Here is a 20,916-nt window from a genome sequence, read left to right as displayed (position 1 = left end):
CTCAGAATTACTGGGAGACGCGTCTTCGATCAGTGCAGCAAGTGAGCGAAGTAACGTATCGACAGGTTAGCCAGCTCGCCCACGATCACGACGATGAGAAGGCCCACGATCCAGCGCCGCGCCTGGTCGGAGATAGCGAGCCGCGCACCCAGCAGGCCACCGGCGACGCTGCCGAGCGCCATGATGCCGCCCGTCGTCCAGTCGACGCTCTCGTGCCCGGCGAAGATTGCCATCGCCACCGCGGTCGCCGTGGCGGTCGCGACGTTTCTGAGGGCGTTCGCCTCGGGCAGCGCGAAGTCCGCCGCCAGGACGAGAACGAGCAGCATGTACGTTCCGGCATCCAGCACGATGAAGCCTGTCCAGACGCCGACGCAGAAAAGCAGAAGCATCACCTTCCAGTCGACTCGCGCGTCGCCTTTGGCGGCCGAGTTCAACAGCTTCTTGAGGTTGGTGAGGATGAGAACGAGCGCGACGGCCACGGCCGCTACGATCACCATCCGAAGATCGTGACCGGGAATCCGTTCGCTCAGTAGCGCTCCTGCTGCCGCGCCCAGCGTGATCGGGCCGGCCGTGCTCAGCGTGCGTCTCCAGGGGATGGCCCCGCGTCGCGCCAGCCCGACCGTGGCAGCGATGGCGCCGACGAGAACCGGAACGCGGTTGGTCGCATTGGCGGTGACGGCATGCAGACCGACCGACATCAGAACCGGAAGGGATACGGCAGATCCGGAAGACGCGACCGCGTTGAGAAAGCCGCAAAACAGGCCGGCAGCGATAATGATGACGATGGTGTCGGGGGTTAAAACCATGGTGCTTGATCGGCTCGGATGCGTAGCGGGGCGCGCTCGTCCGGTGGGGGAGCGGCGGTAGGGTGCCGGAGATGTGGGCACCCGCGCAGTGTCGCTAGCTTGACTTAGTTGAGAATTACTTCGAGGGACGTGCGCTGAGCACTACGACGGGTGCAGCGCGTGCTTCGCGTCATCGAGTGCATAGCGGGAAGCGGGAAGCGTACTGGTCGCCGAGAAGTGTGCGACCAATCCGGACACGCCCATTTGCTTCTCGCCGGTTGTAGGGCGCACCGAAGCGATAGTGACCAGCGCGCGGCGGGTCGCGTCTGCGACAACCGTAGGAACTTCGGCCATCCGATAGCGGGTTAGGATCGCAACTCAGGGAATTTCGGAGATAGTGAGTTACGGTCAAGTGGAAAAACGGAACTTTTGGAAGGTCTCGTCGCGAACGGATCGTTGTCTCCGCCGCCATGGAGACTTCATACTCGGAACCTTCCCGACCTTTGAAATTCCCTCTACTGGTCTCCCAAATGCAACAGGCGCGTTTAAGGCGTCGAACGTGAGCGAGATTGACCAGCCAGTTCTCGACGCTCATGACATCTTTCCCCTGTACACGGTATTCCGCGCTCAGGTTGTCTATTCCACCAAACTCTCCGGGCTTACACGCAACGAACTTTACGTCCGCGCGCTGAAGTCCTTCCGCTTTAAGAAAGTCGCCGCATACCGTTGGCGCGTCCAGTCGCTCGCGTGGCAGTTGCTCGTCTGCATGCGCGCCGCTTAACGCAACGGCTAGAAAGCAAGTTGGAAGCCACTTCACGTCGTTACCTCAAGCATTGCCACGTACCTGCCCTACTCATCGGCGGCCCGATAAAAGTGCTCTGACGTTCACAGCGAAGTGTGAGTCATATATAGCTTCCATCTTCTTGCTTAGTGAACTTGAAGTGAGAATTCGGCGCACTGAGCATCAAATATCGCTTTCCGTCCCTCGGCTATAACTAAAGGGTCGCCTTCCTCGACAACTCGTAGTAGTTCTGCCATCAACGGGTAATGCTTCAGGTCATGGGCCGTAGAGGTTCATCAACTGATTACTGTAAATAGTGTGAAATCGTCAAGGTTGCATACGGTAGCTTCGAAAAGTCCTTACGTTGATCGACCATATGCCCACTGATGTATGCTTCGGCAAACATATTTACTTCGAAGTTCGATCCCTGTTTGTCTTTGTAAAAGCCTCTCGGCGCATCCCATTGGCAGCAGGAAAATCGTAGGCGCTCCCATTCTGCCCAAGTTGCGAGCCAGTTATCTACCGCATCAATGTCCTTGCCACGTACGCGATAGGTCGCTTCGAAGCCGGGGACTCTTGGAGCTTCGGCCAACACAGACCTACAGCCGAGAAATTGGACTTCCGGTCTCGCGAGTCCGAACTGCTTCAAGTAGTCGCCGCAGGAAAGCGGCGGCTGCGGCTTCTCAACCTGTTTCCTTCCCACCGACTGTGTGTCTGCCTCACTATGGATCGACGCAACAGCGACACAGCACGTCAGTCCGACGATCGCAAACCACTTCACTTTGTTACCTCCAAAAGCGCGGCGTATCTGCCTTCCGTGTTTGGCAGTCGGTGCGCAATCAGGAAGTTATAGACGATGTTCCATCGGGCGATATCATGAACCGTCACGCAGCCCTCGGATAAGTGTCCGATGTGAATGTATCGTGAGGAGTTTCCCGTCGATCCCTCTAGCTCGATTGGAAACCATACATCGTTGGCCTTTATCTTACCGGGATACTTGTTCCGATAGCCCTCGGTCGATGTCTTGGCATGGGAGTAGTCCGGGGTCATTATGCGGTGTAGGCCGGGCGGGACGGGTGTGAATACTCCATTCCAAACACTATTCAGCGTTACTGTGACGTTTTGCCCCGCGACTGAGAGTGTCGCCCACTGCTGCCGTAGATGACCTTTGAACGGAGAGTCCTCTTCTCCCATACGGCTATACGTTACCCTAAGCGTCTCCATAGACACAGCAGCTGGCGTTCGTTGCAAGAAGTATTTCGCATCTGAGCTGTTCATCCAGACAACTTTTCCTTTTGCAATGGGGCCGTCCAACACCCTAAAGTACGTTCGATCATCTTCGTCCCTTATCATCCCGACCTTGGTGTACTCACAAAGGCTGTACCTGTCGCCTGTGGATTTGAGGCGCACGTCGACCCATCCATGTGTATCCTCCGCTAACCGAATATACCGTGTCTCTACAATCACGGTATGCGTGCTTCCCCGATTGCAATTCGTCTGTGCGCGGCGGTTTCTCAAATAGTCTACGTATGAATCAGCCATCTTTAAATCAGGAGTTCAATTTCAATGCTCATCGGAGCGTTCGTGCGCACACGCACCGTCTCGCCTGCGTCATTCGTGGTCCCATCCTGCGCCGACCCGTCAGCCGTCGTGATGCGAAAGCGCTGATTCGGAACCGGGTTGCCGTCTTCATCACACAACACGATCATTTCGTCGAAGCCTGAAGCATCGTTACCCGACAACCAAGATGCCTCTGAAGTCTGCGCATAACCATACGTTCTCGGAATGTCCTCAATAATCCAGTACCTTCCATAACGCGCCAAGATTGTCGGTCTCGTAGTGCATTGACATTGCACGAAGTCACCCGCGACCGCCTGCCGACGACCCGTTATTTCGTCGTACAAGCGACCACTATCGCTGCACCCTGAACCGCCGATGATCGTCCCGATGCTCTTGCACTTGCCGCAGTAGGCACTGCCTCCCACAAATGCCATCGTGCGATTGCCTTCGTCGATAAAAACTGCATTTGCGCCCGACGACATGACATAGCTATCGGAACTGCCGGAAAGTGGATCGCCTTCGACCGCCGAAAAATATTGGCCCATCGCGTTACGCCACCAGTGCGGTTGCGAAAAGATGCATCGTCCCGCTTTGTTTCATTGTCTCGACTCATAGTTGTGTGAAAGCATAAAGCTAACGGATGCCGAACTAGTTTTGGAGTCCTTGAAGTCAAGATTTGTCGAGCGCTGAGCGCGATGAGACCACAACCGCGAGACTAATTGCCTATAGACATTCACATAAGGTGATGCAGCTGCCAGCGAGCAGGCACTAAAGCTCGCCTCGCTGTAGTCGTGAAGCCGCAGCTACCATCGAGCCGCGCCTTACTTCTCCTTATGCCCCGGCAACACCGCACCAAGCACCTGCTTCGCCGTATCGACGATCACGTTCGCCTGACTCGGATCACCCTTCATGAGCGTGGTCGCGAACGCCTTCGCCTGCTGCAGCGTGATGTGCGGCGGCAACGGCGGCACGTTCGGATCGGCCTTCACCTCGATCACCACCGGACGATCCGCCGCCAGCGCCTCGTCCCACACAGCCGCCATGCGCTCCGCATCGTCGACGTAAAAGCCCTTCAAACCGATCATTTCCGCGAACTTGTGATAAGGCACCGACGGAATGTCCTGCGACGCCTCGAACTTCGGATCGCCTTCCATCACGCGCTGCTCCCACGTGACCTGATTCAGGTCCTCGTTATTGAGCACCATGCAGATCCAGCTCGGATTCGACCATTGCTTCCAGTACTTCGCGACCGTGATGAGTTCGGCCATGTTGTTCATCTGCATCGCGCCATCGCCGACGAGCGCGATCACCGGCCGCTCCGGATACGCGAACTTCGCGGCGATCGCATACGGCACGGCCGCGCCCATCGATGCAAGCCCGCCCGACAGCGAGCACATCATGCCGCGTTTCACCTTCAGATCGCGCGCGTACCAGTTCGCGACCGATCCCGAATCGCTCGTGACGATCGCGTTCGCGGGCACGCGCGGCGACAACTCCCACACGGTGCGCTGCGGATTCACGCCGCCTTTCGCGGGCGTTATCGCGCGTTTCTCCAATGTCTTCCACCAGTCTCCGACCCAGCCTTCGATGTCCTTGCGCCACGCTAGGTCCGTCTTCTGTTGCAGCAAGGGCAGGAGCGCGCGCAAGGTCTCGGCGCTGTCGCCGACGAGATTCACTTCCATCGGATAGCGGATCGAGAGCATGTCCGCCTTGAGGTCGATCTGCACGCCGCGCGCCGCGCCTTCCTTCGGCAGAAACTCGGCGTACGGAAAGCCCGAGCCGATCATGAGCAGCGTGTCGCATCCGTTCATCATCTTGTAGCTGGGCTCGGTGCCGAGCAAACCGATCGAGCCCGTGACGAACGGCAGATCGTCGGGCAACGCGGCCTTGCCGAGCAGCGCCTTCGCGACGCCCGCGCCGAGTTTGTCCGCGACAGCGATGACTTCGTCGGTGGCCTGCAACGCGCCCGCGCCGACGAGAATCGCGACCTTCTTGCCCGCGTTGAGGACATCGGCGGCGTGCTGCAGGTCGTCGCCATACGGCACGATCTTCGGCGCGCGATAGCCGACGCCCGAATGCAGCGTGCCGTGCTTGCGGCCCGGCGGTTCGTATTCGAGGTCCTGCAAGTCGTTCGGCAGAATCAGCGCCGTCACCTTGCGTTCCGACAGCGCGATACGCACCGCGCGATCAACGAGATGGCGAATCTGCGACGGCACGCTCGCCTGCTGCACGAAGGCGCCGGCCACGTCCTTGAACATTGAGGCGAGATCGACTTCCTGCTGATAGTGGCCGCCCAGAGCCGCACGCGCTTGCTGTCCTGCGATTGCGAGGACCGGCATGTGATCGAGGCGCGCATCGTAAAGGCCGGTGATCAGATGCGTCGCGCCCGGTCCCGATGTCGCGATGCACACGCCGAGTTCGCCGGTGAACTTCGCATGCGCGGAGGCCATGAAGGCCGCCATCTCTTCGTGCCGTGCCTGAATGAACTCGATCTTGCCTTTCGCGCGATTGAGCGCGCCGAATACGCCATTGATGCCGTCGCCGGGATAGCCGTAAATACGGCGTACGCCCCAGGCATGCAAACGTTCGATAAGAAAATCGCCGACAGTAGGATTGGACATGACGCGATGCTCCTTTTGACGTCCGGGTGAGAAGCAATCACCCGCGACGGATAGCATCGACGCGCAAAACGCATGCCGGGGTCGGGAAGCACCGGAACGGCCGGCTATCGACCGGTATCGAATTTCAGCGTTTGCCTCGCGGCGCACGAGCCATCGACAGGATGCGTCGGATCATCGAGGAAGGCGGCCATGATCGATTGCGCGCAACCGGATTTGCCGAGCACCGAATGCCCCGTGTACGGAAACGACACGACCTGCGCGCGGCCGAGATCCGGCGTGATCGCGCCGACCCACGCCGGCGCGGTCGCGGCATCGAATGCGCCTTCGAGTATCAGCACGGGCACATCGCTCACGGTTCGGGCACTGACCGAAGGAGGCGCCTTGCCGACGTTCCAGACCGGACACTCCGTGTAGAGCCGCCCTTGCTTGGGCTGAATCCGGAGCACGCGTTCGGGAAAACCGGGAAGGGCCGCTTTCGCTTTTGCGAGCGTCGCTGCCTCGGTCGTCAGATTGGCGCTTTCTTCGCAGAACACACCGAGGGCGAGACCCATGCCGCCCAAACCGACGAACTGCTGCGGACCGCGCAACGCGAGATAGCGGGCGGCGACCGCGCGCGCGTCGCCTCGCGCCGTATCGGAGATCATCCTCGGGACGTCTGACGCAGTGCCGCGCTCGCTCGACATGATGAGCGTATAGGCGAACGCGAAGCCGTCGATGACCACATTCACTGAAGCACCCGAGTCGTCCTTGACTCGTGTCGTAAACGGCTTCCGATCGAGTCGCTTCACTGCGAGGTTCAGGTCGGCTTGCAGATGCGGGTAGGCCCGGGCGCAAGACGCGTCGGCGGCGCACGCGGCGGAGATCGCCCTGAACGAACTCGCCGGAGCCGTCCACCAGTCCTCGACGATATTGACCGTGGGTGGCGATACCGAATCGAGCACCACGCTTCGGATGCCTTGTGGATGATCGCGCAGCAAAGTCAGTGCGAGCCGCGATCCATACGAGACGCCGTAGACGTCCCATCGGTCGATGCCGAGAGCGACGCGTAGATCGGCGATGTCGGCGGCGTTTTCGGTGGTGTTGTAGGCGGCGAGATCGACGCCGGCGGCGGCCATCGCATCGCGACACGACTTGAGAGCCGATGCATCCGCCAGCGTGCCGGATCGAGTCGTGAAGCGGCTGCTGACGGAATCGAACACATACTGCTCCCACGCGGGGCACGCAAGGAGCGGATCGGCGCGGTGCGTGCCACGTTGATCGACGAAAATGACCTCGCGCCCGGCATTGATTCCCTGCTTCATCATGAACGCCGCTTCGAACGAGCCCGCGCCACCCGGACCGCCCGACAGGTAGACGAGCGGATCGCGCCGCGGTTTGTCCGCGACAGCGGGTGCGCGCATGACGAAGATGCGGATATGCCGTCCGTCGGGCAGCGCGCGATTTTCAGGGACGGTGAGATAGCCGCATTGAACGGTCGATGGGAAATCGAGATCGGGGAATCCGGCGATGTTCGGCTGCGGGCAAGGCGTAGTCTCGAACGAAGCCGCGTGGCTCGCTCGATTGTCGGCACCGCCCGCAGCGCACGCGCAAAGCACTGACGCGGTGACCATGATCGCCGCCATTCGTACCAGCCATCGTTTCGGAGTTCGAATCATCGAAGCGTCCCGGCCGCTTTCATTCACCGACAGCCAGCCCGACATAACGCGCGCGCGGCCGCAACAAACTTCCTTCCATCACGTGCTCGATCGAGTGCGCCATCCAGCCGACACTGCGCGCGATGGAAAACAACGCGAACGCCGCTTCGTCGGGAAGCGGGCAATGCTCGACGAGCGCGGCAAGCGCCATGTCGATCGCGGGCAGCTTGCCCGTCAAGCGTTCGACGCAATCGATCAGCTCGCGTGCATCGTCGGGCGCTTCGAAAGCGGACAGGAGATCGGCGGCGCGCGGATCGCCCTGCGGATATAGCTCGTGACCGAAGCCCGGCAACGGTTCGTCTTGCGCGATCCTTCGCCGGATGGCGGTCTCGGTTCCGCCTCGTTTGGCATCTTCCATCAATTGACGGACGCGCACGATTGCATTGCCATGCATGGGTCCGGAGAACACGGCGAGTCCCGCGATCATGCTCGCCCCGAGCGACGCTCCCGTCGATGCGGCCACGCGCGCGGCGAATGAAGAACTCGTCAGTTCCTGATCGGCCAGCAGGACGAGCACGCGGCGAAGCAGATCCGCGTGACGCGGAACATCCCACGCATTCGCGATGCGCAGATGCAATGGTCCTTCATCCGATCGCAACTCGACGAAATTGCTCGCGAGGCGGCCGACCAGCGCCGCAGCCTGTTGCACCTCGTCCGCCAGATTGCGCGCCGACTCGATTCGATCATGCGCGGCGTCGCGGGCCAGGGCGGTGAAAACACGCGCACCGATGGGGCCGTCGAACGCAACCGGTTCGAACGACGCGAAGTGCGGCGCTTCGGTCACGTTCCAGAGCAGGCGCGCGACATCTTCGAGCGTCGCCGATGCAGCCAGTTGCACGGCATCCTGGCCGCGATAGTAGAGCCTGCCGCGCGTGATCGTGGAGATGCTCGTATCGATGATCGGCTCGCCCCAGGCCATCGTGCTCGCGGCGATGTTTTTGCGCGCCCGCCCGAGGCTGCGTTTCTTGAGAAGCGTCGTGATATCCGCTGCGCGATACAGGTTGCGGTTTGCGTGCTTCGGATCGCCCTGGACTTCGATCTGACCGCGGCTGACATACGCATAGAGCGTTTGCTTGCGCACGCCGAGGGCCTCGCAGGCTTCTTCCTGCGTCATCCAGTTCTTCACGTTGATCGAATCAATCAAGATTGACGGTCATCCACGGCATCGGTCTAATGCGAAACATAAACCAACCCCGGACCAGGCGCTCGCATCGCGCGACATCGCTAACCGTTCAGGGGCATGAAGAGGAGATATCGGTGGCTACAGAGCGAACGACCCAGTATATAGCGGGCACGGCGGCCCGCACGACCCGCACGCGTTACTCGATCCTCGCGATGATACTGCTGCTGGCGACCGTGGCTTATGCGGACCGCGCCATTCTGTCGATCGCCGGTCCCGGCATATCGAAGGAATTCGGCCTGAATCATGTGCAGCTCGGCTATGTGTTGTCGGCGTTCAGCTGGGCGTATGTCGTCGGTCAGATACCCGGCGGCCTGCTGCTCGATCGGCTCGGCACCAAGACGATGTACGGCGCCACGCTCATTCTCTGGTCCATCGCGACCATGCTCGTCGGCTTCATCGGCAACTTCACGTCGGATCTGTCGGTCGCGCTCGGGCTGTTGTTCGCGCTGCGCTTCGCACTCGGACTGATCGAAGCGCCGAGCTTTCCCGCCAATGGCCGCGTCGCGGTCATGTGGTTCCCCAAGGAAGAGCGGGGTCTTGCCACGTCGCTGTTCGCATCGGCATCGTATTTCGCGGTGGCCATTTTCTCGCCGTTCGCGGGATGGCTCACGTCGCGCTTCGGCTGGCCTGCGCCGTTCATCGCGCTGGGTTTGATCGGTATCGCGGCGGCGGGCGTGTGGGCGGTCGTCATGCATGAGCCGCGCAAGCATCCGCGCGTCTCCAGCGCCGAACTCGAACACATCATCGCGGGCGGCGCGATGATCGATATCGATTCGAAGCAGGAACTCAAATCACGTCCCGTGCTGGCGCCCGGCGCGATTCGCGCGCTGCTCGGCAATCGCATGTTGTGGTGCGCGTATATCGGCCAGTATTGCACCATCGCGCTGAGCTACTTCTTCATCACCTGGTTTCCGATCTACCTCGTTCAGGCGCGCGGCATGAATGTGATGCAGGCCGGCTTCGCGACGATGGTTCCGGCTGTCGCGGGCTTCGTCGGCGGCATTGCGGGCGGCACGATCTCCGACTGGCTCATTCGTCGCGGATGGAGCGTGTCGTGGGCGCGCAAGACGCCGTATATCGTCGGCATGGCAGTGGGCTGCAGCATCGTGCTCTCGGCCGTCACCGAAAGCAATGTCGTGATCGTCCTGCTGATGGCGCTGGCCTTCTTCGGCAAGGGCGCGGCGGCGGGCGCGGGAACGTGGGCCATCGTGAGCGACACGGCTCCGCGCGAGGCAGTGGGTCTTGCGGGCGCGATCTTCAACTGCATCGGCAACATCGGCGGCATCGTCACGCCGATCGTCTTCGGCTACCTCGTGCAGGCGACTGGCGGCTATACGGTCGGACTGTACTTCGTCGCTGCGCACTGCCTGATCGCGGCCATCGTCTATCTGTTCTTCATGGGCAAGATCGAGCGCGTGAAGATGAGCTGAAGCTTCGTTGCGCGCTTCGCCCTGCATCAATTGCATACATCATCGAATTAGAACCATGACCAAGCCGATCATCCTCAACGCGGCAGAACTGCCCGAATGGACTCACGCGGAATTGCGAGCGCTTTTCACCGTGCTCGATCTGCCGCAAGAGCCCGAATCCGCGAGCGCGTTCCTGAAAGAGCACGGCGGCAAGGTGCGCGGGATCGCGCTGCGCAAAACTAAGATCGATACCGCATTCCTCGATACGCTCCCCGCACTCGAAATCATTTCGAGCTATAGCGCGGGACTGGATAACGTGGACATCGGCGCGACGCGCGCGCGCGGCATTCGCATCGAGAACACGTCGCATATCCTGGCGGAAGACGTGTCGAATGCGGCCGTCGGCCTCGCGCTCGCAGTCACGCGCGACTTCGTGAACGCGGACGCTTACGTGCGCTCTGGGCAATGGCCCGTGCAAGGTCAATACCGGCTCGGACGTTCCATCTCGCGCATGAAAGTCGGCATCGTCGGACTGGGGACGATTGGATCGGCGATCGCGCATCGTTTAAATGCGTTCGGTTCGAAGCTCGCGTATTTCGGACCGAGCCGCAAGCCCGTCGATATTCCGTACTACGACGACGTCACCCGGCTCGCGCGTGACTGCGACATGCTCATCCTCACGTGTCCGCTCTCGTCGGCGACGCATCATCTCATCGATGCGACCGTGATCGATGCGCTCGGCCCCCATGGCTTTCTCGTGAACATCGCGCGTGGTCCGGTGGTCGACGAACAGGCGCTCATCGCGGCGCTCGCATCGGACAGGCTCGCGGGCGCCGCGCTCGATGTGTTCGAGCATGAGCCCGCCGTGCCCGAAGCGCTCATACGCGATCGCAGGCTGGTGCTTACGCCTCATATCGGCTCGGGAACGGAGGAGACGCGCCGCGCGATGGCCGAGAACGTCGTCGATGCGCTCGCCAGGCATTTCGGCATCGAGAGCCCGCGCAGCGGATTGGTCATCGACACGGAACTCGCAAGCACGCATTGAAAGCCTGGAGTCGCCGGCCCCTCGCCATCACGCAGGGCTGTTCAAGCGCTGCAAACCAGCCTCCCCGCAGCACAACCCCGCATTTTTTCGCATCGAAATGATAACGCTACCATCGATCGCCGCATCGATGGCGCGTGTCCCGACGCGGCTGAAACAAGCCGCAATGACCTCAGCGCGAGCCGTGGATGCATCGTCCACGCTCGCGCGATGAACCATGGAGAAGAAGAGTGAGACATAGCCGTTTGATTCCCATCGGCCTGCTCGGCCTGGCGGCGACTGCCGCGCACGCGCAAAGCGCGGTGACGTTGTTCGGCGTCATCGATCAGGGCTTGAGCTATACGAGCAACGCGGGCGGGAAAAGTCAGTGGAGCATGGCGGGCGGCGTATTGCAGGGCAGCCGCTGGGGCTTGCGCGGTTCCGAGGATCTCGGCGGCGGACTGAAGGCGATCTTCCTGCTTGAAAGCGGCTTCGATGCGAGCACCGGCAAGTTCACGCAAGGCGGCCTCGAGTTCGGCCGCCGCGCATACGTCGGCCTGACCGATGCGCGACTCGGCACGGTGACGCTCGGCCGTCAGTACGACATGGTGGTGGACTATCCGGGCGTGTACTCGGATCGCGCATTCGGCGGCGGCTATCTGGCGGCGCATCCGGGGGATATCGATAACTTCAACAACGGATATCGCACCAACAACTCGATCAAGTACGAGAGCCCGAATTATGCCGGGCTGCATTTTGGCGGCATGTATGGCGTGGGCGGCGTCGCGGGCGATTTCACGCGCAATCAGACCTGGTCCGTCGGCGCGGGCTATGATCGCGGGCCGTTCTCGTTCGCGGCCGCGTACATGAACGTGCGCAATCCGAACGTGAGCTTCTTCGGCAACAGCACGACGGGAACGCCCAGCGCCGCCGCGACGAATATCGCATCGCCGGTGTACAGCGGCTTTGCATCGGCGCATACGTACGAGGTGATCGCGGCGGGCGGCTCGTACAAGATCGGCAACGCGATTCTGGGCGCGACGTACTCGAATATCCAGTTCAGCAATCTCGGCGACACGGCGAACTCCGGGCCGAATCCGTCGGGTTATCGCGGGTCGGTGCACTTCAACAACGCGGAAGTGAACGTGCAGTACTGGTTCACGCCGGCGTTACAGATGACCGCCGCATACGACTACATGAAGGGCAGCAGCATCGCATCGACGACGGGAGAGAACGGCGGAGCGACCTATCATCAGGGCGTGTTGAGCGCGGATTACTATCTGTCCAAGCGCACCGATGTCTATGTAATGGGCGTGTATCAGCATGCGTCCGGAACGGACTCGCGCAACCGGCCGGCGGTCGCGGCGATCAACAGCCTGACGGCGTCCACGAGCGATGCGCAGACCAGCGTGCATATCGGCCTGCGGCACAAGTTCTGACGCGAGTCGCCAGTCAAGTTCGATTCGAACAGCGGGCGCACGCGGACTCATCATGGAGCCCGCGTGCGCCGGGTTCAACTCTGAACGTCCCAGAGATCGTCAGCCGCGCGAATCGCCAGCAAGTAGCCATTCGCGCCAGCGCCGCAGATCACCGCCGTCGCCGCCACGGAGATGGTGGAGTGACGATATTCCTCGGAGCGCCGATGGATGTTCGTGATATGCACTTCCACCACCGGCCGGCGCACGAGCTTCACCGCGTCGAGCACCGGAACCCGTCCGAACGAAAAGCCGGCCGGGTTGATGATCAGCGCGGCGTCCTGCAGAAACGCTTCCTGAATCCAGTCGATCAACTGGCTTTCGCTGTTGGTCTGACGGAACACGCAGTCGAATTCGAGCGTATCGGCCAGCGCGAGGCAGTTCTGTTCGATGTCCTTCAGCGTCGTGCTGCCGTAGAGGTGAGGTTCCCTGACGCCCAGCATGTTCAGGTTCGAGCCATTGAGGATATAGAGCTTGCGGGTCATGGTTTCAGTGTGTAGCGCTGCGTTCGAGGGCGGTGCCTTTGGTTTCCCGGGACGTCGCGATCATGAGGAAGGAGAGGAGGTTCAGCGAGCCGCAAACCGCGACGATCGCCCACGGCGAACCGTGAAAGGCGTTGAGCAGCGCCACGGCCACGATCGGCATCGGCCCGCCGGTGAGCAGGTTGGCGCCCGAGTACGACAGCGCGGAGCCCGTGTAGCGCGCCTCGGTCGGAAACGATTCGGCGAACCACACCGGCTGGATGCCGCTCTGGAACTGCGTGAAGCCGAGGAACGCGCCCATCACGGCCATCGTCATGCCGATGGAGTGCAGGTTGAGGATCGGAAAATAGATCAGGCAGCAGACCAGCGTGCAGAACGAGCCGATGAGCAGCGCGCGTTTGCGCCCGATCCGGTCGCTCAGATAGCCGCCCGCCAGCGCGCCGCCAATAGCGCAGACATTCGCGACCATCAGAAGCATGAAGCCGGTCTGCTTCGGAACGCCGAGATTCTTGGTCAGATAGCTGAGCGAGAAGACCACGATCAGGTAGAACAGCGCAGCCGGGCCGCAGAAAAACAGCGTCAGGCGCAGCGCGGTGCGCCAGTGAAATTTGAAGACGACGCCGAGCGGATTCGCAGTGCGCACGCGCTCGCCCTTGTTCTTCTTGAGCGCTTCGAAGGCCGGTGTCTCGCTGACCTTCATGCGGATATAGATGCCCAGCAGCACGAGCACGAAGCTCGCGAGAAACGGGATTCTCCATCCGAACGATTCGAAGTCATCGGCGGAAAGCAGACCGGCCAGCGCGAACAGCGCCAGATTGGCGAGTATCTGGCTGAGCGGCGAACAGATGCCGAGCAGGCCCGAATACAGCCCGCGTTTCGTCGCGGATGCATGTTCCACCGCCATCAGTTGCGCGCCCGTCGATTCACCGCCGAGCGCGAAGCCCTGAATGATGCGCAGCGAGACCAGCAGCGTCGGCGCGAGAATGCCGACCTGCTGATAGGTGGGCAGCAATCCCATCAGGAATGACGACACGCCCATCACCGAGACAGTGACCAGCATCAGGTTGCGGCGTCCCCAGCGGTCGCCGAGCATGCCGCAGATCACCGCGCCGAGCGGGCGTGCGGCCAGCCCCGCCCAGAAGCTCGCGAGAGACGCGAGCAGCGATGCGGTCGGGTCCAGCGACGGGAAAAACAGCTTCGGAAAAATGGTTGCCGCGACCACGCCGTACAACGCGAAGTCGAACCATTCCAGCGCCGTGCCGACGGTGGCGCCCGCCACCGCGCGACGCGCCATCAAGTGAGTCTGTGCGGTTTGTTCGCCCGCGGCGATGTCTGAGTCAGCTAGAACTGACATGGTGTCTCCCCTTTGTTCGATATGGTGAAGCGTTCGTTTCCGGCCACGAACAAGTGCTATTGTTTGCGCTGCAAAGGCGGGACGTTCCGCACCGGAACTGCATTTCATATCACGAAAACAGACGGGACATGTCGCTTAGAAACGGCCTGAAGATTCTCGATTTCCTCGCGTCGCAGGGCGAAGGCGCGGGGCTTCTCGCCATCGCCGATGCTCTGGCTTTGCCGCGCAGCACCTGTCACCGGTTGCTCGTCGATCTCGTCGAAAGCGGATATGTCCGGCAACTGGTCGATCACGGCCGCTACATCCTCACCATGCGCATGACGTCGAACGGGCTGGAATTTCTGAGCCTGACGGGCATCGCGGATATCGCCCAGCCGATCATCGAACGCGTCGCCGCGCGGACCGGCGAACTGGCGCGGCTGTCGCTCGTGGACGGCGAGGCGATCATCTGGGTGGGCAAGGCGGACGGACAGCGCACAGGTTTTCGCTACGATCCGGACATGGGGCAGGCGGCACGGCTTTCATGCACGTCGACGGGGCACGCATGGCTCATGACGATGACCGACGAGCAGGCGGTCGCGCTCGTGTTGAAACAGGGCTTCGGACAGCCGAACGAGTTCGGACCCAACGCGCCGACGACGCTGAAGGCGCTTCTGGGTTTTCTGCATGCGGCACGCGTGCGCGGCTACGCGATGATCGATGAAGTGTTCGCCCCGCGCATGTCGGCGGTGGCGGTGCCCGCGGTGAGCGGCTCGCGATGCGTCGGCGTCATCAGCCTGGCCGGTCCGCGCGTGCGGCTGACGGTCGAGAAGATTCACGAGTACTCGGTACTGCTGCGCGAGGCGGCCAATGAACTGGCGCAGTTGAGCAATATGGCCGGGTTTCCCGGCCGGCCGCCGCTCGGCAAGGGATAAATGCTTGCGTCAGACCGGCGCCTGCTTCAGCGCCGCAATTCCCGCGATGACCAGCACCGCGCCGATAACCCTCAGCGCGCTCACGGTTTCGCCGAACAGCACGACGCCGAGCACCACGGTTCCCAGCGCGCCGATGCCGGTCCATACCGCATACGCGCTGCCCACGGGCAATAGCGCCAGCACCTTGCCGAGCAGATAGACGAAGGCCGCGAGCAGCACGATCGACAGCGCCGTCCATCCGGGGCGCGTATAGCCCTGCGTCAACTTCATCGAGACGGCCCACTCTACATCGAGCAATCCGGACAGGACGAGCAGCAGCCACGCCGCACTCTGGCTCATCGCTGCTTTCCCGCGTCGGCGCGAAGCAGATACGCATCGCGTTCGTGCAGGAAAGCGCGCAAGCGCTGTGCGTAGTCCGCAGGCGCCGCGCCGATCACGCTCGGGCGCGCAGCGAGCGCGCGTCGCCATGCGATGACCTTCGGCGTATCGGTGAACACCTGAAGGTCCGCGAGTTCGTCGAATACATCGAAATAGCGGAAGATCGGTGCGAACACGGCATCGACCATGCCGAACTCGCGGCCCGCAAACCACGGCCCGGCGTTCAATACACGCTCGACCGTCGCGAACCGCTCCGCGAGCGCTTTACGCTGGGCGTGATACGCCGATGCATCGGTGGCGATTTCCAGCCTCCATATCTCGGCGAGTATCGACGATCCGAACTCGATCCATCCGCGATGCTGCGCGCGTTCGAGCGCATCCTGCGGAAGCAGCGTGCGGCCCTGCTGCGTTTCGTCGAGATACTCGCAGATCACGGCGCTTTCGAAAATCACGGCATCTTCGCGGCCGTCACGCGCGATCATCAGCAAGGGCACTTTCCCGAGCGGCGAAAGCGTTTCGAACCATGCGGGCCTGTTGGCCAGATCGACGTAACGCTTCTCGAAACCGACGCCTCTTTCCGCCAGCACGATCGCTGCGCGTTGCACGTATGGACAAAGCGGATGACTGACGAGCGTGAGCGTCGGCGCTTCGATTGGTTTCATGACCTGCCTCCCGTTGATGTGTGTCTGCACAACGGCAGAGTAGTGGTTGCGATGATGCAAGTCCATTGTCAGCGCGAAAGCCGCGCTTGCATCGATGCAAGCACTGGATTAGCCTCCATGCATGGAAGACTGGAACGAACTTCGACTCGTGCTCGCGATTCAGCGTGGCGGCAGTCTCAATGCCGCATCGGAAGCGCTCGGCATCGATCATTCGACGGCGTATCGCCGTCTGAAGGCGCTCGAAACGCAGCTCGGCGCGCGTCTGTTCGAGCGCTTGCCGGGCGGCGTGTATCAGCCGACCGAGGCCGGCGCGCGCATTGCGGCGGGCGCCGAGCGCATGGAAGATGAATTCCTTGCGCTGGGGCGCGATGTCGTCGGCGGCGATCATCGGCTCAGCGGACGCTTGCGCGTCACGTCGTCGGAAACGCTCGCTTATAGCCAGCTCACCACGCATCTCGCCGCGTTCCGTTTCGCGCATCCTGGCATCGTCGTCGAACTGTCGATCGAAAATCGCGTGCTCAGTCTGTCGCGGCGCGAAGCGGATATCGCGTTGCGTCCGGTTCGGCCGAAAGAGGGTGAGCTATGGGGCAAGAAGCTCGCGGGCGTCGCGTGGGCGTGGTACGCCGCGCCGTCGTATGTCGCGGATGCAGGCGGCTTCCGCCGCAACTGGAAGCCCGACGATCACGCGTTGATCGGCTGGGATGAAACGGCGTCGGGCATTCGCGCGGCGCAATGGCTTGCGCTCAATGCGTCGCCGTCGTCGTTCGTGTACCGGACGAACAGTCTGGTGAATCAGTTGACCGCGGCGCGCGCGGGCATCGGCCTCGCGCTGCTGCCATGCTATCTTGGCGACGGCGATATCGGCGTCACGCGTGTCGCCGCGAACCCGGTCGCCGAACTGGAAGGCGAACTATGGATCGTCACGCATGCCGATCTGCGAAAGACCGCGCGCGTGCGAGCGTTTTTCGATGTGGTGGGAGAAGGGCTCGCGCAACAGCGTGATCTGTTCGAAGGCAGGCGCCGGAGTTCGAGGAAGGGCAACTCTTCTCGATGAAAGAAGAGTGCATTCTGCACGATGAGGATTCCGTCGGATTGGCGACCGGTGCACCATGCATTCAACGCTGCATCAGGACCGGTTTGAAGCGGATGCGGCACTCGATCATCTTTCACAGGAATTCTCGTCATGACTTCGATTCCCGTCGTTCGCTACCAGTCCGAAACCATCGATGGCGTCAATGTGTTCTACAGAGAAGCCGGCCCATCGGACGCGCCGGTTGTTCTTCTGCTTCACGGCTTTCCGACGTCGTCGCACATGTTTCGGAATCTGATCCCGATCCTCGCGCAGAAGTACCGCGTCGTCGCACCCGACTATCCCGGCTTCGGTGAAAGCGACTCTCCCGATCGCGCCGCGTTCAGCTACGGCTTTCAACGATACGCCGACATGATCGACGCGTTGCTCGGCCGGCTGAATATCGATCGCTTCGCGATGTACGTGATGGATTACGGTGCGCCGGTGGGCTATCGGCTTGCGCTCAAGAATCCGTCGCGCGTGACAGGCATGATCGTTCAGAACGGCAATGCCTATACCGAAGGTCTGCGCGAGTTCTGGGATCCGATCAAGGCCTATTGGGCCGATGAGTCGGTGAAGAATCGCGAAGCGTTGCACGGCCTCGTCACGCTCGACACGACGATCTTCCAATACACGGACGGCGTCTCCGATGTGTCGAGAATCAGCCCCGATAACTGGCTGCACGATCAGGCGCTGCTCGACCGTCCGGGCAACCGCGAGATCCAGATGGATCTGTTTCTCGATTACGGTACGAACGTCCCGCTTTACCCGCAGTTTCAGGCGTTCTTCCGCGAGCACCAGCCGCCGACGATCATCGTGTGGGGCAAGAACGACAAGATCTTCCCGGAAGAAGGCGCGCACCCGTATCTGCGCGATCTGCCCGATGCGGAGATGCACATTCTCGACACGGGGCATTTCGCGCTGGAGGACAAGCTCGACGAAATCGCTCCGCTGCTGCTGAGCTTTCTCGATCGTTCGATCGGCGCGTCGTCCAAAAAGGGATAAGGCGCTCAGGTTCACTAACGACGTCCCGGACAGGCTCGAAACTGCGAGCTTGTCCGGCACGCGAGTGGTCAATCAGACCTGGGCCAGCCCGCCGTCGACAAAAAACTCGGCTCCGGCGACGAAGCTGGACTCTTCCGATCCCAGGAACAGCACGACCTTGGCGACCTCGTCCGGATCGCCGACGCGTCCGAGCGGCACGTTCGACGCCATGTAGTCGAGCATACCTTGCTGCTGCGCCGCATCCGGGCCTGCCAGCTCGACAAGACCCGGCGTCTTCACCGGTCCCGGGCTGACGACATTCACACGAATCCCACGCTCCTTCAGGTCCAGCGTCCAGCTACGCGCGAGGCTGCGCACCGCGGCCTTCGACGCGCTGTAGACGCTGAACGCGGCGGTGCCGGTGCTGCCTGCCGTCGAGCCAGTGAGGATCACGGAAGCGCCGTCGCGCAGAAGCGGGATCGCTTTCTGAACGGTGAAGATCACGCCTTTCACGTTGCGCCCAAAGGTGTCTTCGTAGTGTTCCTCGGTGATGGCGCCCAGCGGCAGCATGGAGCCGCCGCCAGCATTGGCGAACAGCACGTCGATGCTCGAATGCTTCTGCTGCACGGCATCGTAGAGCCGGTCGATATCCGCGAGTTTCGACATGTCCGCCCGGATGCCCACGACACGTCCGTTCATCGCTTCGACAGCCGCATCCAGCTCTTTCTGACGACGACCGGTGATGAACACCGATGCGCCTTCCGCGGCGAAGCGCTTCGCGGTCGCAAAGCCGATTCCGCTCGTACCGCCCGTCACGACCACGACCTTGTTCTCGAATTTGCCAGTCATTTTCAACTCTCCGTCTGGTTTGGCGGCGCAGGCTGCGTCGCGTTGAGAGCATCATGCCAATGAGACAATCGGCGCGGTAGACTGTGAAACCGGGTTTGATAGTTCCAAAAATGGGTCAATAGGCATGGCCGACATCAACGATTACGTGCTGTTCGCTGAAGTGGTCGGGCATGGCGGGTTCGCCGCGGCGAGCCGCGCGCTGCGCACGCCCAAATCGACCATCAGCCGCCGGATCGCCGCACTGGAAGCGCGGCTCGGGGTGCGTCTGATCGAGCGCTCGACGCGCCGCTTTCGCGTGACCGAGATCGGGCACGCCTTCCATGAGCGTTGCAGGACGATCATGCTCGACGTGCAGCAGGCCGACTCCGTCATCTCCGAGGCGCTGAGCGAACCTCGCGGGGTCATCCGCTGCAGTTGTCCGCTCGGGCTCATGCCGACACTCTCGAAGGCGTACAGCACGTTCCTCACGCGCTTCCCGAAGGCGCGCCTGCAGGTCATCGCCGTGGATCGCCCGGTCGATCTGATCGAGGAACGCATCGACATCGCCATTCGCGTGCGCGTGCGGCTGGATACGGACGCGTCGCTGATCGTGCGCACGCTGGGGCATTCGAGCCGCATCCTGGTGGCTGCGCCCTCGGTCGCGTCGCTTTGCATGAGCGGCGACATTGCGGCGCTCTCCGCGTTGCCGACGCTCGCGACCACGGATCAGATGGGCGAGATCGAGTGGACCTTCACCGGACCGGACGATGCATCGCATACGATCCGGAGCGAGCCGCGGATGACGTGCGTGGACTACGTCTCACTGCGCGATAGCGCGATGGCGGGACTCGGCGTCGCGTTGCTGCCCGATCACGCGTGCCGGGAGCAACTTGCGAGCGGCGCGCTCGTTCATGTGTTTCCGGAATGGAAAACGGAGAGTGGCATCGTCCATCTCGTATTCACCACGCGCCGAGGATTGCCGCCCGTCGTCCGTGCGTTCATCGACCACGTGGCGTCCGTTTTCCAGCTTTGAAGCGCTTGCCGCTCAGTCGTGACGGTGATGCTTGTGGTGCTTGCCGTGATGACCGCGGCTGTAGTCGTCCTCGTACGAGTTCGAGCGCGAGACGTTGCCGCCCAGCGCTGCGCCGGCGCCACCGCCCAGCGCCGCGCCCATCAGGCCACCGCCACGGCCGCCCATCGCGTTGCCTGCCGCTGTGCCCGCGCCGCCGCCCAGCGCGCCGCCGACGATCGCGCCCGTGCGCTCGCGCCGGTTCGACGTGACCGCGCCGCCAGCGCCGCCGCCCACCGCTCCGCCGAGCACCGCGCCCGTGCTGCCGCCGACAGCGCCGCCGAGCGCCGCTCCGGCCACACCGCCGAGCGCGCCGCCGAGCGCATTGTTCATATCGCCAGCCAGGGCCGGCACCGAGGCCGCCGCCGTGAGGGCTGCGACAGCAAGAAGTTTGATGATTCGTTTCGACATTGTTCGGACGTTTGATTTTGAGACGACGCCGAGTATAACCGCAGCGCTGAAAGGCTTTAGTAACGCGATCCGCCCCCGTCGGTAAGAGGTGTAACAAGTTCGCGATTGCTGCCGATGCCGTCGTGCGTCGTCATCCATTCACGATCGTGAATCGATATCGAAATTTTTTATAACTTTCCCCTATCGTTTTTCTGCCGCACGATGGCCTCGTGTATTTCCCCGATCCCCTTTGCATC

At 62.0% G+C, this 20,916-nt stretch carries 21 protein-coding genes; 7 read left to right on the top strand and 14 right to left on the bottom strand.

Annotation, left to right across the window (positions count from 1 at the left end; all coding sequences use genetic code 11):
* Positions 1-29: 29 nt before the first annotated feature.
* From PQR08_RS01910 to PQR08_RS01875, 8 genes are all read right to left on the bottom strand, one after another.
* A complete protein-coding gene (locus tag PQR08_RS01910) occupies positions 30-806 on the bottom strand; it encodes a sulfite exporter TauE/SafE family protein (protein ID WP_250486238.1) in 777 nt (258 codons plus the stop codon).
* A gap of 169 nt (positions 807-975) precedes the next feature.
* Positions 976-1,602 carry a DUF4952 domain-containing protein gene (locus tag PQR08_RS01905; RefSeq protein WP_408161014.1) on the bottom strand — a complete coding sequence of 209 codons (627 nt, stop codon included), beginning with the start codon at positions 1,600-1,602 and terminating at the stop codon, positions 976-978.
* A gap of 268 nt (positions 1,603-1,870) precedes the next feature.
* Positions 1,871-2,269 carry a DUF4952 domain-containing protein gene (locus PQR08_RS01900; RefSeq protein WP_408161019.1) on the bottom strand — a complete coding sequence of 133 codons (399 nt, stop codon included), beginning with the start codon at positions 2,267-2,269 and terminating at the stop codon, positions 1,871-1,873.
* Between the two features lie 74 nt (positions 2,270-2,343).
* A complete protein-coding gene (locus tag PQR08_RS01895) occupies positions 2,344-2,976 on the bottom strand; it encodes a hypothetical protein (protein ID WP_250486236.1) in 633 nt (210 codons plus the stop codon).
* A 134-nt stretch (positions 2,977-3,110) separates the two neighbouring features.
* Entirely contained in the window at positions 3,111-3,671 is a 561-nt protein-coding gene (locus PQR08_RS01890) for a PAAR domain-containing protein (RefSeq protein ID WP_250486235.1), read from the bottom strand.
* A 276-nt stretch (positions 3,672-3,947) separates the two neighbouring features.
* On the bottom strand, positions 3,948-5,747 hold the full coding sequence (locus PQR08_RS01885) for a thiamine pyrophosphate-requiring protein (protein ID WP_250486234.1): 1,800 nt from the start codon (positions 5,745-5,747) through the stop codon (positions 3,948-3,950).
* Between the two features lie 104 nt (positions 5,748-5,851).
* The gene (locus tag PQR08_RS01880) at positions 5,852-7,357 is read right to left on the bottom strand and encodes an alpha/beta hydrolase (RefSeq protein ID WP_250486233.1); all 1,506 of its coding nucleotides are present in this window, start codon (positions 7,355-7,357) and stop codon (positions 5,852-5,854) included.
* Between the two features lie 64 nt (positions 7,358-7,421).
* The gene (locus PQR08_RS01875; protein WP_284509135.1) at positions 7,422-8,585 is read right to left on the bottom strand and encodes a citrate synthase family protein; all 1,164 of its coding nucleotides are present in this window, start codon (positions 8,583-8,585) and stop codon (positions 7,422-7,424) included.
* 113 nt (positions 8,586-8,698) lie between these two features.
* Between PQR08_RS01875 and PQR08_RS01870 the strand changes: the two genes are divergently transcribed.
* The 3 genes from PQR08_RS01870 to PQR08_RS01860 all read left to right on the top strand — a co-directional run bounded on the left by PQR08_RS01870 (position 8,699) and on the right by PQR08_RS01860 (position 12,493).
* A complete protein-coding gene (locus PQR08_RS01870) occupies positions 8,699-10,054 on the top strand; it encodes an MFS transporter (protein ID WP_238214099.1) in 1,356 nt (451 codons plus the stop codon).
* Between the two features lie 55 nt (positions 10,055-10,109).
* Positions 10,110-11,078 carry a 2-hydroxyacid dehydrogenase gene (locus tag PQR08_RS01865; protein WP_408161011.1) on the top strand — a complete coding sequence of 323 codons (969 nt, stop codon included), beginning with the start codon at positions 10,110-10,112 and terminating at the stop codon, positions 11,076-11,078.
* 227 nt (positions 11,079-11,305) lie between these two features.
* Positions 11,306-12,493: a porin gene (locus tag PQR08_RS01860; protein WP_250486231.1), complete on the top strand. Its 1,188-nt coding sequence runs from the start codon at positions 11,306-11,308 to the stop codon at positions 12,491-12,493.
* Between the two features lie 74 nt (positions 12,494-12,567).
* Here the strand turns inward: PQR08_RS01860 and PQR08_RS01855 are convergent, their stop codons facing one another.
* Positions 12,568-13,014, bottom strand: coding sequence for a type II 3-dehydroquinate dehydratase (locus PQR08_RS01855; protein ID WP_250486230.1), 447 nt, complete (start codon positions 13,012-13,014; stop codon positions 12,568-12,570).
* 4 nt (positions 13,015-13,018) lie between these two features.
* Positions 13,019-14,305: an MFS transporter gene (locus tag PQR08_RS01850; RefSeq protein WP_250486239.1), complete on the bottom strand. Its 1,287-nt coding sequence runs from the start codon at positions 14,303-14,305 to the stop codon at positions 13,019-13,021.
* Between the two features lie 188 nt (positions 14,306-14,493).
* Between PQR08_RS01850 and PQR08_RS01845 the strand changes: the two genes are divergently transcribed.
* Entirely contained in the window at positions 14,494-15,279 is a 786-nt protein-coding gene (locus tag PQR08_RS01845) for an IclR family transcriptional regulator (RefSeq protein ID WP_250486229.1), read from the top strand.
* 9 nt (positions 15,280-15,288) lie between these two features.
* On the opposite strand, the gene PQR08_RS01840 is transcribed toward PQR08_RS01845, so the two are convergent.
* On the bottom strand, positions 15,289-15,618 hold the full coding sequence (locus tag PQR08_RS01840) for a DMT family transporter (RefSeq protein ID WP_408161010.1): 330 nt from the start codon (positions 15,616-15,618) through the stop codon (positions 15,289-15,291).
* On the bottom strand, positions 15,615-16,319 hold the full coding sequence (locus PQR08_RS01835) for a glutathione S-transferase family protein (RefSeq protein WP_250486228.1): 705 nt from the start codon (positions 16,317-16,319) through the stop codon (positions 15,615-15,617). The genes PQR08_RS01840 and PQR08_RS01835 overlap by 4 nt, the downstream gene beginning before the upstream one ends.
* A gap of 121 nt (positions 16,320-16,440) precedes the next feature.
* On the opposite strand from PQR08_RS01835, the gene PQR08_RS01830 reads away from it, so the two are divergent.
* Together PQR08_RS01830 and PQR08_RS01825 are read left to right on the top strand one after the other, a co-directional pair.
* Positions 16,441-17,373, top strand: coding sequence for a LysR family transcriptional regulator (locus PQR08_RS01830; RefSeq protein WP_250486227.1), 933 nt, complete (start codon positions 16,441-16,443; stop codon positions 17,371-17,373).
* 129 nt (positions 17,374-17,502) lie between these two features.
* Positions 17,503-18,393: an alpha/beta fold hydrolase gene (locus PQR08_RS01825; RefSeq protein WP_250486226.1), complete on the top strand. Its 891-nt coding sequence runs from the start codon at positions 17,503-17,505 to the stop codon at positions 18,391-18,393.
* Positions 18,394-18,465: 72 nt separating this feature from the next.
* Here PQR08_RS01825 and PQR08_RS01820 read toward each other — a convergent pair whose 3' ends face one another.
* Entirely contained in the window at positions 18,466-19,221 is a 756-nt protein-coding gene (locus PQR08_RS01820; protein ID WP_250486225.1) for an SDR family NAD(P)-dependent oxidoreductase, read from the bottom strand.
* A 124-nt stretch (positions 19,222-19,345) separates the two neighbouring features.
* On the opposite strand from PQR08_RS01820, the gene PQR08_RS01815 reads away from it, so the two are divergent.
* Positions 19,346-20,233: a LysR family transcriptional regulator gene (locus tag PQR08_RS01815; protein ID WP_250486224.1), complete on the top strand. Its 888-nt coding sequence runs from the start codon at positions 19,346-19,348 to the stop codon at positions 20,231-20,233.
* A 12-nt stretch (positions 20,234-20,245) separates the two neighbouring features.
* Here the strand turns inward: PQR08_RS01815 and PQR08_RS01810 are convergent, their stop codons facing one another.
* A complete protein-coding gene (locus PQR08_RS01810) occupies positions 20,246-20,680 on the bottom strand; it encodes a hypothetical protein (protein ID WP_187603020.1) in 435 nt (144 codons plus the stop codon).
* Positions 20,681-20,916: the final 236 nt, after the last annotated feature.

Origin of the sequence: Caballeronia jiangsuensis (genome assembly GCF_046030135.1) — a bacterium.
Taxonomy (GTDB): Bacteria; Pseudomonadota; Gammaproteobacteria; order Burkholderiales; family Burkholderiaceae; genus Caballeronia; species Caballeronia jiangsuensis.
This window is presented reverse-complemented; position numbering and strand designations above follow the sequence as displayed.